The following is a 14,859-nucleotide window of genomic DNA, read 5'->3' on the forward strand; positions in this document are numbered from 1 at the left end:
ATGTCATCCAACAAAAACGCTCTTATCCGCTACAAAACTTTAGATAAATGCCTTAAAAATAAATATAAGCAGTATACTTTAGAAGATTTAATTGATGAATGTTCTGAAGCTTTGTTTGAATTTGAAGGGAAAGAATCATTTGTCAGTAAGCGTACTGTACAACTGGATCTGCAGAATATGCGCAGTGAAAAATTCGGTTACGAGGCTCCTATTGAGGTGTACGAAAGAAAATATTACCGTTACAGTGATCCGGAGTACAGCATTCATAATATTTCAGTGAATGAAAGTGACCTGAAAGCCATGAATAATGCAGTTCAGATCCTGAAGCAGTTCAAAGATTTTTCGATGTTTAAAGAGATGAATGGAGTCATTCAGAAACTGGAGGATTCTATTCATGCGACCAACCAGAAATCCATTATTCATCTGGACAAAAATGAGCAGCTGAAAGGGTTGGAGCATATCGATGTTCTGTATGAAGGGGTTCTAAATAAAAAAGTATTGAAAATTCTTTATAAAAGCTTTAAAGCAAGAGAACCGGATCATTATATCGTTCATCCGCAGCTGTTGAAAGAATTTAATAACAGATGGTTTCTCATCTGCCTTCATAAAGGGACAATGTATAATCTGGCTTTAGACAGGATGGAAAGTATTGAAACTATAGACAATATCCAGTATATTGATCAGAATCTTGATGGCGATGAGTATTTCAAAGATATCGTAGGTGTTACCGTTTCGCCAACTATGATGCCCAAAAAAGTTATTTTCTTCGTCGACTCTTCGAATGCACCGTATGTAAAAACGAAACCCCTGCATAAAAGTCAGGAAATCATCAGTGAAACAGAAGAAGGAACACTGTTTAAAATCTGTGTACAGATCAACTACGAGCTGGAAAGATTGCTGCTGGGATTTGGAGATTCTCTCATCGTTCATAAACCGAGAAAGCTGAGATTGAAAATGGAAGAAAAATTTAATGCCGGAAGCAATAATTACAAAAATTTATCCGTTTCCGAAGAATCATAATACGCTGGAAAGCCCTTTGCATAGGGTTGTGTCGGGCTATTATATTTTTATGGCTTGGAAATTGTATTAGCTTATTTATAAAAAAATTACACTATGAAGTCACGTATATTAAAAACATTAGTAGCCATTTTAGCCCCTTTAGTAATCGATTATGTTGTGAAAAAGGTCGCTGAAAAATTATCTGAAAAGTCTGAAAAGCAAGACGATAAAAAGCAAATTACTGCTTAAAAATAAAGTAGTACAATGTAAGATGATGAAGAGACGGTCCAAAGACCGTCTCTCTTTTTATCATATTCCGTTAAGTCCTTCGATTCATTTTATATAAAATCATACACCCCGTTTTTCCAGCCCAGTACTTTGGAAGAATCTGCTTTAAGCCAATTTTTAAGGATGGTAGCATATACTTTTCTGAAGTCCTCGGTGTAAATCAAATCTCCCTCGTTTAAGTTCTGAAGATCGGGAAGACTGTTCAATAGTCCCTTTTTCTTTAATCCGCCACTGATAAAAAACATTTGGTTGGCTGTTCCATGATCGGTTCCGTTGCTGGCGTTTTGAGCTACCCTGCGTCCGAATTCTGAAAAGGTCATCAGAAGAATATTGTCGAATAATCCGTTACTTTTCATATCAGCCACAAAAGATTTCACAGCTTCATTAATGTCACTGAAAAGCTTTTGCTGTCTGTCATTTTGATTCACGTGAGTGTCAAAACTGCCGATCGAAAGGTAATACACCTGAGTATTAATATCAGATTTTATCAAAGAAGATACAGTTTTGAAATCTTTTCCCAGCTGTGAATTCGGATAAGTCTGATCAGTCTGTTTTGCTTTGCTTTTATCAAAAATATACCCTGCATTATTAATGGTAGAGCCCAGCGTTTGGTACAGGTAAGAAACCGTTTCATCATCGTGATGATGGTCATAAAGCGACTTGAAATATTTTTCCTGACTGGTTTGATACAGTCTTTTAGGGTCTTTAAAGGCAAAAGCTTTGTTGTTCTGCCCTTTTAAAGCTAAACTCAGCATATCATCTACTTCAAGAGCCTGAGTAGGATGTTCGCATCGGTAGCATTCTTCATCCAGGAATCTTCCAAGCCAACCGGTTTCCAGGTATTCATCGCTTTTACTTGCAGATTGCCAGATATCCATACTTCTGAAATGGGATTTGTCTGGGTTAGGATAGCCGACATTATTCAGAACTGAAAGTTCTCCACTGTCAAAAAGCTCTTTGAAATAGGAGAGTGCCGGATTAATTCCCGCTTCATCATTTAAAGCTAAAGAATCTTTTACTGCAATATTATTTCTCTCCCTGAAATAAATATCATTTTTCGTCGGTATAATCGTGTTTAGTCCGTCATTTCCGCCTGTAAACTGAAGAACAACCAGAATCTTTTGCCCGGGTTCCAGGGCATTGTCCAAAGTCATTGATTTCAGGAAGCTGGGCATCATGAGCGAAGTCGCTGCCAGTGAACTTATTTTTAGGAATTCTCTTCTTTTAATTAACATACTGTAAATTTTTTAAATAAAACCATTACATCAGTTGATATTCAGGCGTTGACATGAGATTAATAATGTTCATTTTCACGCTGTTATCCGAGAAATTTTTCACGGTATCCAGATCCAATGTATTTGTATTCTGGATGATATACTCTGCACAGTTTTTACCGGCAAATACTTTTTCAACACGAGACCAGTCGATAGTGATGTTCGGATTTTTAAAGCTCTTGTTAACGGTGGTTTCACGGGATTTGTTTCCCATATCAATATCATCATCCTGACGCGGACTGTATTCCAATGGCCTCAATCCGGACCATATCTGAGGGATTTGAAGCCTAACCATCAGGGTAGAACTGTCGATCCAGGATTTCCCGTTCGGCCACCCGGAAACATTAGGCGGGTAGAGGAGCATCTGGCCTAGTAATTTCTGATATACGATGAGGTTTTCAGGATTTTGAATAGTCATGGGTAAGGTTCTCATCATTCCTGCCATCAATTCAATAGGCGATTTTATCCTGTTACCGATATTTTTTTTGTCATAAAACCAGGTACTTGAAAATATATCAGTCATCAGTTTTTTAATGTCATAATTGGAGTGATAAAAGTTCTCGCTTAACGTATTGATAATGTTCTGATCAATATTTTCATTTACAAAAAACTTATAGATTTTAGTGGTGATGAATCGTGCTGTGGCTTTTTGTTCGAGAATGATATCTAAAGCATCTGTTCCGGTGAAATTTCCGGTTTTTCCGAGAAAGGTTTTCACTCCTTCATCATGCAGATTTTTACGTTCCTTAAAATTCCCTTCCTTATCATATCCCCATCCGGTAAAGGCACGGGCTCCTTCGCGAATATCTTTTTCGGTGTAATTTCCTCTTCCCATCGTAAATAATTCCATGACTTCACGGGCAAAATTTTCATTGGGATGGTCTTTTTTATTCTGTTGATTATTGAGAAAATTCAGCATAGCAGGAGTCTGGCTTACTTCAAAAAGCAGATCTTTGAAATTTCCCAGTGCATTCTTCCTGATCGTATTTAAAATCTGTTTGCTGAATCTTGGATTGATCACCCTCGATGCAAAATGGCCGTGCCAGAAAAAAGCCATCTTTTCCCGCATCTGTTCTTTGCTGTTTACAATCGTGTCGAGAAAGTTAAGATTAAGCTCATTATTCTGATCACGATTGATCTTTTGGATTTCTTTTTTCTTTTCTGCAGGCGTTTTGTCGTTCATATAATCGACGATTTCTACATCAGGAGTATCATAGTTGATGTCCGCAAAAGGTTGTTCTTTAAATAATTCATTCAATAAGGTTTTTGTGTTTTTATTTTTCAGGTCTTCCAGTTCATTGATTCCTGCTCCGAAACCGGCGCGCCAAAGAAGATGTTTGTTATGTAAAAGTGAATCAGCCATGATGAATGAATTTAATTTTTGGATGCTTTTAAATACTAAAAGTTAAAAAGATAACGGTTAAGAATCTTTAATATTACTTTTTAATAATTTTAACTTAAACAATCATTTAATTTTAACATATTTTAATATATTGATTTTCATCCGTTTATGAGGTTTTCAAATGTTAAAATGGGTCAAAATATACTCCTTGGCACGATTTTTACATCCTGTACGGTAGTAAAATTTTAAAAATTAGAGGTATGAAAATGTTTAAACAAGCAGTAGTACTGGCTGGAATTTTAACAGCAGGAATAGCAAGCGCACAGAGTTCAAAAATGAACAATATGATTAAAGTAGGTGCAAATGTTGGTTTAGCGGTTCCTTCAGATAACGTATCGGCAGCTGCCGGAGTAGACGTATCTTATCAAAACCTGATCACTCCAGGATTTGGGTTAGGTATTGCTACAGGTTATACTCATTATTTTGGAAAAAGTAATAACGGTTATGATAACAATGACGTAGGAGTAATCCCTGTAGGAGCATTGATCAGAATATATCCAAAACAAACCGGATTTTATTTCGGAACTGACTTAGGATACGGATTCCTTGTTGGGAATGGCAAAGTAGCTTCTAATACTACGGTTGACAGACCAGACGGAGGTTTCTACATCAAACCGGAAATCGGATATCATAACAGAGACTGGAATTTCTTTGTACAATACCAAAAAGTATTTGTAGGAAGTAAAGGTGATTTAGCCGGTCAAGACTACAATGTGGGGAACATTGGAGTAGGATTCGGGTACAATATTCCATTAGGAAAGTAGTTAGATTTATATATAAGCAATTATTAACCAAACCTTTTCAATTTTATGAAAAGGTTTTTTCCTTCCCTGTAGAATTTACCAAAACAATTATTATATTTGATAAAATTTGTGATTATGATTTTGAATCCAAAGTTTCCGCTTTATTTACCAGGAGTAAAAAACAGTAATAATGATAATGTTTCTATCATTGGGGCAAACCTTCGCGAGGATATTACAACTTTAGGCTATTTTGTTTCTAGTAACGGAGGTCTTGAGATAAAACTACAAAATGACTATCCCACCAAAGAGTATCCTTCTTTTTCAGATATCTTAAAGAAGTTTATTCAGGATAATCAATTGGAAAACGTGAAGCGTTTAGGAATGGCAGTTCCGGGACCTGTACTTGACGGGAAAAGTAACCCTGCAAGATTAGGATGGAGCTTAGATGTTGAAGAATATACCAGAGATTTCGGGTTTGAGAAAGTCGATATGCTGAATGACCTTGAAGCTTCGGCCTACGGAATGGCACTTCTTGAAGATAGCGATCTTGATGCAATCTATACAAGCGGTCATTTAGAAAAAGGAAATGTAGCTATTCTAGCACCAGGAAATGGGCTTGGAGAAGCCGGATATTTTTTTGACGGACAATATTTAAGACCGTTTGCAACAGAAGGAGGTCACTCTGAATTCTCACCGAGAACAAACGTTGAAGTTGAATTTTATCAGTTCTTAAATAATATCTACGGAATTGTAAGCTGGGAGAATGTACTTTCTAAGACCGGCTTGTTCAATATCTATAGATTTTTAAGAGATGTAAAAAGACATCCTGAGCCGGAATGGCTTGCAGAACGCTTTGCAGGAGGTAATTTTGTACAGGAGCTGTATAAAGCAGCGGTAGAGGAAGATGTATTGATCTGCAAGATCGCATTGGATACTTTCCTTGAATTCCTTGCAAGAGAGGCTAATAACTTAACACTGAAGCTCAAAGCAACAGGTGGATTGCTGATTTCCGGAGACATAGTTCAGATGATCAGGGAATACATCGACAAAGATAAATTCTACGAGAAGTTTAAGATAAGCGATAAAATGGAAGAGATGCTGAAAAATATTCCAATATATTTAATCAAGCATAATCATACAGGATTGAAAGGTGCCGCATTGTACACCGCTTATTACCAAGAATAAAAAAAGGACTCCGAAGAAATTCGGAGTTTTTTTATGGATGATATTATTCATAAAAATAATTGCTTTTATTGATATACATCAATGAAATCTATCACTTAAGATAGCTACATTTGTATCGTTAAAATAAGTAAATAACTTTATTCAAATGAAAAAAATATTATTATTAGCGGTATTAGCAGGAGGTTTAGCTTTCGGACAGTCAAAAAAAGTAGTAGCATCTGATGTTCACTGGTGGGGATATAAAGTAGCGAAATCTGAAGCAAGTTCTCACGATGGTACGGTAAAAGTAAAATCCGGTGATCTTGTGATGAAAGGAAACAAATTGGTAGGAGGAAACTTCGTTTTAGATATGACAACGATCAACTCAACTGACCTTTCAGGAGAATACCAGGGGAAATTAAACGGACACCTTAAGAATGGTGATTTCTTCGAAGTTGAAAAATTTCCTACAGCTAGTTTTAAAATCACTTCTGTGAAACCAAACAGTGATAAAATCTACAGCAGTCTGGTAACTGGAAATTTAACGGTAAAAGGAAAAACAAACGCCATTTCTTTCCCTGCAAAAATTTCTTACAGCAAAGGAGTAGTGAGTTTGGTATCTAATAAATTCTCTTTCGACAGACAAAAATTTGATGTTGCTTACAAATCTACCATGCAGGATGTTTTTGTGAAAGATGATATCGATATGCTTGTAAAAGTGACTGCTAAATAATTTAAACAAAAAAAGATTGTTAAAAGTGTAGAAGTTCTACACTTTTTTTTATTTTTGTTGAATTGTAAATAAAAAAGAATGAAAAGATTACTATTGTTTGCGATGATGTGTGCGAGCATGTCATTTGTTTTTGCCCAAAAGAAATTTGATAAGGTTTCAAAAGTAACTTCATCAGAGATCAGATGGTGGGGATATAAGGTTGTAAAAACTGAAGCTTCATCACATTCGGGAACCGTGAAATTGAAAAGCGGGAAATTCAACTTTGATAAAACTGTTTTAGTAGACGGTGATTTTGTAATAGATATGAGAAGTTTAATGGCTGGAGATGTTTCCGAAGAGGATCAGATCAAGCTTACAAATGATCTTAAAAGCACAAACTTTTTTGAGGTTAAGAAATATCCTGTTGCCATATTCCACCTGACTAAAATTATTCCTTTAGCAAACAGTGAGTATAACTCTACGATATATGGAGACCTGACGATCAAAGGAGTTAGAAAAACAATCTCTTTTCCTGCCAACGCATACGTTACTCAGTTTACAGTAGTGATCGAATCTGCTAAGTTCTCATTGAACAGAAGAGATTTTAAAGTTTTCTATCAGTCTTCACTAAAAGATTATTTCATTAAAAATGAGATGGATATTCAGTTCAAATTATCTACTGAAGTACTGGATAATGAAAACAGAGTTCCTAAAAAGAAAAAATAAGTACTATTATTGATATACTATTAAAATGAGCGGTTTGTATAAACCGCTCATCTTTTGTTAAATACTCCTATCTGAATTCAATACATCAATCTACATTTTTTTTATATTTTAGCAGGATGAAACTGTATATTGTAAGTGGTCTTGGAGCAGACTTTAAAGTACTTGAGAGACTGGAATTTCCCGATCAGTATGAATTGGTTTTTATAGACTGGCTGATTCCTGAAAAAAACGAGTCATTTGATGCATATGTCAAAAGAATGGCTGAAAAGGTAGACGATTCGGAACCATTTTGTCTGTTGGGATATTCTTTCGGGGGAATTATTGTGCAGGAAATTAATAAACTGAAACCGGCACAAAAAGTCGTTATCCTAGGAAGTATAAAATCAGATAAAGAGAAGTCTAAATTTATAAGAACCGGAGAGGTAACGAAGATTCCAAGGATACTTCCTGTAAGCTTATTTAATGATAAAGCAGCTAATGTATATTCAGTGGTCAGAAAACTTTTTGATCCCAAAAATCCAAGAATTCTTCAATATTTCAAAGTAAGAGACCCTTATTATCTGAAATGGTCTGTAGAAAAAGTTTCTGAATGGAAGTTTGACGAAAATCCTGAGGTGATCCAGATATTGGGAGACCGTGATATTGTTTTTCCCGTAAAATATTCAAAACCTAACTATATTATAAAGGGAGGAACACATCTTTTTCCTGCAACAAAATATAAAGAAGTTTCAAAAATATTAAGCAAAGTTCTTTCGTGATTTGTAATTTTATTTTAAATATTTAAGAATTAATAGGGGGTTAATTCAAAATTTATATGTTTTTATAAAATTTATACCTATTTTTGATGGGGTTAAATTTAAATTTTATGAAAGTAGGGTTAAAATGGATTGTTTCCTTTTCTATGATCGCTCTTGTAGCATTTGGGGGTTTGTTCTGGAGCCCGATTACCGATTTCCCCAATACCGGGGAATTTCTGAGCGAAGATAAAATAGTAGGAGCAGATGTGGCATGGGTATTATCTGCGGCCGGTCTTGTTTTACTGATGACACCGGGTTTATCATTCTTCTACGGTGGAATGGTGGGCAGGAAAAATGTAATCTCTACAATGCTGCAAAGCTTTATTGCGCTGGGTGTTATTTCCCTTCTTTGGGTAGTCGTTGGATTTTCTCTTTCGTTCGGTGATTCTTTAGGGTTTGACATCAATGGAGAACATTATGGGATTATTGGAAATCCGTTAAGTTATCCGTTCTTTAGCAGGGTGGGTGTTCTGCCTCACAAAGCGATGGCTTCCACGATTCCTTTTGTCTTGTTTGCTTTATTCCAAATGAAATTTGCTGTGATTACTCCGGCCCTGATTACCGGTTCTTTTGCAGAACGGGTACGTTTTATTTCTTATCTGCTGTTTATGGTACTTTTCAGTATCTTTATTTATGCTCCGCTTTGTCACATGGTATGGCATCCCGATGGACTCTTGAATAAATATTTTGGAGTCAAAGATTTTGCAGGCGGAACCGTTGTGCATATGAGTGCCGGGTTTGCAGCTCTGGCAGGAGCCCTGGTATTGGGAAACAGAAAAAATCCGCACCATGAACCGTCGAATATTTCTTATGTACTGTTGGGAACGGGAATGCTTTGGTTCGGGTGGTTTGGTTTTAATGCTGGATCAGCGCTAAGTGCCAATGCCACAGCAGCCGTTGCTTTTGGAACGACTACGATTGCCTCTGCTTCGGCTATGATGACATGGATATTCTTTGATAGGATCAATGGGAGGAGTGTTTCTGCGTTGGGAGCCTGTATTGGAGCAGTAGTTGGATTGGTTGCAATTACTCCGGGCTGTGGCTTTGTGAGTATTCCTGAAAGTCTTTTTATCGGTTTTATTGCTGCTATTGTTTCTAATCTGATGGTCAACTGGAAAGCCTTAAAGAAAATCGATGATACTTTGGATGTTTTTGCCTGCCATGGGGTAGGAGGTATTATGGGAATGATTCTGACCGCTATTTTCGCCCATGGAGAAAATGCAAGCCTTCTTCATGGAGGAGTTGAAGTTTTCGCTCATCATATGATGGCTTTGTTGCTGGTTTCCATATTTGCATTTTTCGGATCACTTCTTTTATATAAGATTACAGATTCAATCATCACTTTACGGGTTTCCGAGGAGTCTGAGGATAAGGGACTTGATCTTTCCCAGCATGAAGAGAGCCTGAAATGGTAGCTTAAATAATCATTAATCCTATGCAAGGCTTATTGTTATAAAGATTTATCATGTATCTTTGTTTTTAGAGGAAAATGAAGAATCATTTATGGAATCAATATCGGTTTTTGAGATTATTAAAGTAGGAATAGGCCCGTCCAGTTCACATACCATGGGACCATGGAATGCAGCATCTGCATTTATCAGAATTATAAAAAGAGAAAGATCAATCGCTGAAGTTAAAGAAGTTTTTGTTGAATTTTTTGGTTCACTTGCAAAAACGGGAATCGGACACGGAACAGATATCGCAGGAATGCTTGGGTTGAACGGTGAAGATTTTAAAACGATTAATACTTCAAAAATTGATGAAAAGATAGAATATATAAAAAGAAGTGAGACCATTAATTTAGGAGGTGAAAAGGAAATTCCTTTTATCTACGGGCATCATTTGATTTTAAATATGTCAAAATCACTTGATTTCCATCCGAATGGAATGATCTTTAGGGCTGTTTTTGAAGACGGTACCGAGCTTGTTCAGGATTTTTATTCTGTGGGCGGAGGTTTTATTGCCAGCCAGGAAAAAAATTCCATAGAAAAGCAATGTGTACGTACCTTATATCCTTGCCATAAAGCTTCGGATATTGCAAAATACTGTCAGAAACTGGGCTTTAGCAGAATTTCAGATTTAATTTTAATTAATGAAGAAAGCTGGAGATCTCAGGAAGAAACGAGAGAAGAAGCACTGTATATCTGGAAACAGATCAAAGAATGTGTGTATAAAGGCGTTAATAAAGAAGGAATTCTTCCAGGAGGTTTGAATGTTACCAGGAGAGCGGCAGGAATGAACAGAAAGCTTTTAGGCGATGATAAGATCTATAAAAATAAAAAAGAATGGTTTCAGATGGTGGTGGATGCAGAAGAAAATTTCACCAACATCAATAAATGGATTTCCTGTTTCGCATTAGCGGTTAATGAAGAAAATGCAAGCTTTGGAAGAATCATTACGGCTCCTACCAATGGAGCCAGCGGGGTGATTCCTGCTGTTTTAATGTATTCCCAGGCATTTACACCTTTTAAAAGTAAAGATGCCATTGCACGCTTTTTACTGGTAGCCGGCGAGATCGGAACTTTATTTAAGAAGAATGCAACTATTTCTGCAGCCATGGGCGGATGCCAGGCAGAAGTGGGGGTGTCGTCTGCGATGGCAGCGGCAGGTCTTACAGAGATTATGGGTGGAAGTGTAGGTCAGGTATTGATGGCCGCAGAAATTGCAATGGAACACCACTTAGGTTTAACGTGTGATCCTATTAAAGGTTTGGTGCAGATTCCTTGTATTGAAAGAAATACGATGGGTGCTATAAAAGCGATTACGGCAGCTAATATTGCATTGGAAAGTGATCCTGCAAAAGCAAAAGTTACTCTGGACGAGGTGATTCAGACGATGTGGGAAACCGCTTTGTCAATGAGTGACCGTTTTAAAGAAACGTCTGAAGGCGGATTGGCCATAGCGGTCAATGTTCCGGAATGTTAAGATAAAAAGTAATTGTTTTAAAAATAAAAGCTCCCCGGATGAATGCATCTGGGGAGCTTTTGATTTTAGGATTGGTTCGTTTTTAACTACAAAAGCCACAAAGTTTTTTGAATACTTTAGTTTTTTAAGTTAAGTACTTGTCTATAAGTAATTTCACATAAGGTAAAACATCTTTTTAATTAGCATGATCTGCGCAATATAACCATTAAGATTTTTAAGTCTTTAAGAATATCAGTTGAATCAACTTTAATTCGTCGGATCACATTCCCCTCTTTCGGAGGGGTGTCAAATCTTTGATTTGACGGGGTGGTTGAAAACAGAAACATTTCATCTATGCCAATCTGTGGTTATAAAATAACGGTTATCATATACGGTTGTACAGGTATTGTTCTTCGACGAAGGAGGAATCTCATCCATAGATTAGATTCTTCATTTCACTTCGTTACATTCTGAATGACAGTAGTATAAAGAGCAGTAGGATATAGTATAAATTTACACCACAAAGGTTTGTAATTATAGATGGATACATTCAAAAAGTGCACAAAAATGAAAAATAAATTTCAATATCTGTGCACTTTGTTTTTTTGATTGGTGTTGTATCTTACATCAATCTATTTGTAAAAGGATTTATTTATCCAGAATTCCCCTTATTTTATTGGCATTGGTGATTAATTCTCCCAGGTATTCATAGTTTTCTTTTTCCAGAGCAGCCTTGAATTTTCTAAGTTGGGTAATATGCTCGTTCAGGACATCCAGTACATTTTCTTTATTTTGCTTGAAAATAGGAACCCACATTTCAGGATGGGATTTTGCAAGACGTACAGTACTGGAAAAACCGGAACTTGCCAGTTGGAAAATAGTGTCTTCCTCTCGTTCTTTTTCAAGGACAGTATTAGCCAGGGCATAAGAAGTAATATGTGAAATATGGGAGATGTAGGCAGTGTGGATATCGTGTGCTTCCGCATTCATATAAATCAGGTGCATGTCGAGACTTTCCACGATTTTTTCGACCAGAGCCAATGCATCGGATGCAGATTCTTCTTTATTACAGATTACGCCTGCTTTTCCTGAGAAACTTTGGGCTATAGCAGATTCGGGACCACTGTTTTCGGTACCCCACATCGGGTGAAAGGCTACAAATCTTGAACGTTTAGGATGATCTTTGACCCCTGCTACGATTCCGGCTTTTGTAGATCCGGCATCCATAACGGTCTGAGTATCGGACACGAGATCGAGAACGGATGGAAGTAGTTTGCGGGCAGCATCTACAGGAATGGCAATAATAACCAGATCGGAGTTTTTAATTCCGTATTCCATATCTACTTTTGCATCAATGATCTTTAAATCCAGCGCCTGGTCAAGGTGCCGGGTACTGTTATCAATTCCGTAAATAAAATCTGCAATGCCTTTTTCTCTTAATTTTAAAGCGATTGAGCCTCCGATAAGACCAACCCCTATGATGCTTATTTTCATCTTTGTCAATTTTTGTAAAATAGAAAACCCCGTCCTGGGACGAGGTTGTATGATATGTTCATAAGAATTCCTAGCCCAGATTTGAGTTGAAAATTCTATAATAATATGTTCCTTTTTTGGTAATCACCAAGCGAAGGTATAAAATATTTTTTTAAATCGGATGATTTCTTCTTTAAATTATTGTCGTAATTAATGATATACACCAGATCATTTACCATTTGAAATATTAGCATGAATAAATGCTTTGAGATAACTATTAAAAATATTAGTTAATCTAGTTGATGATACTTTAGAGGATAATAGATTTTCTTTTTTTTCTGATTTTATTTTAGGGTTTGAGTTTACAGAAATAGGTTCTGTATATCTGTATGTTGTACATTCTGCTTTTTTTAAAAATTTATTGAAAACAAACTTATAAGTAGATTTCCCTGTTTCTCCAAATATTTCACTTTCAAAAATTGAATCATTAGTTTTTGTATTTATCAATAGTTTAACACTTTCTCCTTGGGATGAATTAACAAAAAGAGTTGTGTCCTTAATTTGTTTTAATGAATCTTTGTTTAGTAGAGCATTTTTAGTAGAGCTAATAGTAATCATTGCATTTAATTCAGTCAACTTGGTTATATTTTTTTCATTTGCACCATCGCTAATAATTTTTTCTTTAATAAAATCCCAAGATTTCTTTTCTTTATTATATAGATAATAAGTTTTTGTGTATGGATAGATGTAATCAAGTGTTTTGCTTTCCAAATATTTTGCAGGAATATGCTCAGCAATTATTTCATAAGTATTTAAATTTGGTTCTAATTTAGTTTTAATTACCTTGTTTAAATTATCAAAATATTTATCATCCGGATCATCACCAGGTTCTAAATTATTATTAAAATCAAATTGTAACCATTCTTTTTGTTTGTCAATATCTTTATTAATAAAACTTATGGTTAGCTCTCCAACATTTTTATCGGTATGTGAATAAATAGGATAATCCGAATCTGGGCTTAATTGATAACCATGAAAATATTTTTTATCAAATAAAGCCGGTAATGCTCTATTTATATTATTACTATACTCTTTATTCTCAGCTTTTTCTTCTTTTTTCTGTTCTTGACATGATAATAAAAAGAATGAAATAATAATTGTTATTGCTTTTTTTATCATTTGTTTAAAAAAATCATTATTATTTGGATTCAATCCTACTCTTATGAATATACCCTTCCTTACCTTCTTTTGTTTTGATTAAAAACCAATCACCTTTGTCATTGAGTACTTCTATTTGCTCACCAGTTTTTACTTGCTGTAAAATTTCGGATGATGTACTTCTATCTTTTCTTAAGTTAGTATAACCATCAGGGTCATTAATATAAAAATTACTTACTTTTTCTTCAGTTTTATCAATAACATTCAGATTCTCACTAAATATCTTAAGTCTTTCATTTCCGAAATAGTTATTTTTTTTAAAGGATTCGAGGATTTTTTTATTTTTATGTAGAAAGCTTTGAACATCACCTAAATATCCCACATTCAGTGCCTTCTCACATAAAAAAGCAATATTTTCCAAATAATTATTATACTCATTTGGATGACTAGACATCGTTTCTAAAATATTTGAAATTGAATCATACCCTTTCCCTTCTTTCGTTTCGGAAAGAATATCTTTAGTTTTACCGCCATAAATAATTTGCTCAATATCATTAACAATACTTTTTCTGAGTACATATTGTTTATTTTGATTTTTTCTTCCAAATAATAATTCATGAAATGAAACATTGTTTTCAAAATCAAAATCTTTAAATACAAAGCTCATTAAATTTTTATCTGTATTATAACCGTAATACGTTACCAGGTCTTTTAAAAGATATGGGTCTTTAAGTTTTAAAATATTTAATGAGGTTGGATCATCATAAAAAATATATTTATTAAAGTGATATAGTACTTCTGAGTTTATTGAATATTTGTTTTCTGAATCGCTATCTTGTATCAAAATGTATTTATTCTGTTTCAGTACAATTTCCGGAAAATCTGATATTCTTAATGCAATGATGGTATTATTATAATCGTTGATGTTAATTTCAAAAACTTCTTGAATTTTTTTTGTAAATAAATTATAATCAGGAAATTTATAATTGAAGTTTTTTAATGATGTAGTTCCAAATGTCTTAATATCAGTGGATAAATTATCAAAATTGAATTTTTTACCATCACCTTCATCAACTATGTTGTAGGGTGCTTCTATTTTATAGGTTTCTTTTTGACAGGATATCATTAGTGGAACTAAAATAGCTATAAAAAAGATGAATTTTAATATTATTCTCATTTGTGTTTAATACTTATTTTAATACTTTTTCATAGTGGAATT

Annotated in this window: 14 protein-coding genes; 9 read left to right on the top strand and 5 right to left on the bottom strand. The window is 34.9% G+C overall.

What is annotated here, in order from left to right:
- A complete protein-coding gene (locus tag IW15_RS09505; protein ID WP_034711084.1) occupies nucleotides 1-1,020 on the top strand; it encodes a helix-turn-helix transcriptional regulator in 1,020 nt (339 codons plus the stop codon).
- A 93-nt stretch (nucleotides 1,021-1,113) separates the two neighbouring features.
- Complete coding sequence (locus tag IW15_RS23095; protein ID WP_262483661.1) at nucleotides 1,114-1,248, top strand: hypothetical protein; 135 nt, start codon at nucleotides 1,114-1,116, stop codon at nucleotides 1,246-1,248.
- Nucleotides 1,249-1,337: 89 nt separating this feature from the next.
- On the opposite strand, the gene IW15_RS09510 is transcribed toward IW15_RS23095, so the two are convergent.
- Both IW15_RS09510 and IW15_RS09515 read right to left on the bottom strand, forming a co-directional pair.
- Entirely contained in the window at nucleotides 1,338-2,522 is a 1,185-nt protein-coding gene (locus tag IW15_RS09510; protein WP_034710813.1) for a DUF1501 domain-containing protein, read from the bottom strand.
- 25 nt (nucleotides 2,523-2,547) lie between these two features.
- The gene (locus tag IW15_RS09515) at nucleotides 2,548-3,924 is read right to left on the bottom strand and encodes a DUF1800 domain-containing protein (protein WP_034710814.1); all 1,377 of its coding nucleotides are present in this window, start codon (nucleotides 3,922-3,924) and stop codon (nucleotides 2,548-2,550) included.
- 239 nt (nucleotides 3,925-4,163) lie between these two features.
- Here IW15_RS09515 and IW15_RS09520 point away from each other — a divergent pair, with 239 nt between their 5' ends.
- From IW15_RS09520 to IW15_RS09550, 7 genes are all read left to right on the top strand, one after another.
- Nucleotides 4,164-4,727 (top strand): membrane protein, encoded by a 564-nt coding sequence (locus IW15_RS09520; protein ID WP_034710816.1) that lies wholly within the window; start codon nucleotides 4,164-4,166, stop codon nucleotides 4,725-4,727.
- Between the two features lie 114 nt (nucleotides 4,728-4,841).
- Nucleotides 4,842-5,891, top strand: coding sequence for a glucokinase (locus IW15_RS09525; protein ID WP_034710817.1), 1,050 nt, complete (start codon nucleotides 4,842-4,844; stop codon nucleotides 5,889-5,891).
- A 145-nt stretch (nucleotides 5,892-6,036) separates the two neighbouring features.
- Entirely contained in the window at nucleotides 6,037-6,603 is a 567-nt protein-coding gene (locus tag IW15_RS09530) for a YceI family protein (RefSeq protein ID WP_034710818.1), read from the top strand.
- Nucleotides 6,604-6,681: 78 nt separating this feature from the next.
- A complete protein-coding gene (locus IW15_RS09535) occupies nucleotides 6,682-7,308 on the top strand; it encodes a YceI family protein (RefSeq protein ID WP_034710819.1) in 627 nt (208 codons plus the stop codon).
- Nucleotides 7,309-7,424: 116 nt separating this feature from the next.
- A complete protein-coding gene (locus IW15_RS09540) occupies nucleotides 7,425-8,066 on the top strand; it encodes an alpha/beta fold hydrolase (protein WP_034710821.1) in 642 nt (213 codons plus the stop codon).
- A 107-nt stretch (nucleotides 8,067-8,173) separates the two neighbouring features.
- Nucleotides 8,174-9,520 carry an ammonium transporter gene (locus tag IW15_RS09545; protein WP_034711085.1) on the top strand — a complete coding sequence of 449 codons (1,347 nt, stop codon included), beginning with the start codon at nucleotides 8,174-8,176 and terminating at the stop codon, nucleotides 9,518-9,520.
- An 88-nt stretch (nucleotides 9,521-9,608) separates the two neighbouring features.
- Entirely contained in the window at nucleotides 9,609-11,030 is a 1,422-nt protein-coding gene (locus IW15_RS09550; RefSeq protein ID WP_034710822.1) for an L-serine ammonia-lyase, read from the top strand.
- A 627-nt stretch (nucleotides 11,031-11,657) separates the two neighbouring features.
- On the opposite strand, the gene IW15_RS09555 is transcribed toward IW15_RS09550, so the two are convergent.
- The 3 genes from IW15_RS09555 to IW15_RS09565 form a co-directional block, all read right to left on the bottom strand.
- On the bottom strand, nucleotides 11,658-12,503 hold the full coding sequence (locus IW15_RS09555) for a prephenate dehydrogenase (protein WP_034710823.1): 846 nt from the start codon (nucleotides 12,501-12,503) through the stop codon (nucleotides 11,658-11,660).
- Nucleotides 12,504-12,710: 207 nt separating this feature from the next.
- The gene (locus IW15_RS21970; RefSeq protein WP_051881884.1) at nucleotides 12,711-13,661 is read right to left on the bottom strand and encodes a hypothetical protein; all 951 of its coding nucleotides are present in this window, start codon (nucleotides 13,659-13,661) and stop codon (nucleotides 12,711-12,713) included.
- A gap of 19 nt (nucleotides 13,662-13,680) precedes the next feature.
- A complete protein-coding gene (locus tag IW15_RS09565) occupies nucleotides 13,681-14,817 on the bottom strand; it encodes an SH3 domain-containing protein (RefSeq protein WP_084681396.1) in 1,137 nt (378 codons plus the stop codon).
- Nucleotides 14,818-14,859 lie beyond the last annotated feature (42 nt).

This window comes from Chryseobacterium soli (assembly GCF_000737705.1).
Taxonomy (GTDB): Bacteria; Bacteroidota; Bacteroidia; order Flavobacteriales; family Weeksellaceae; genus Chryseobacterium; species Chryseobacterium soli.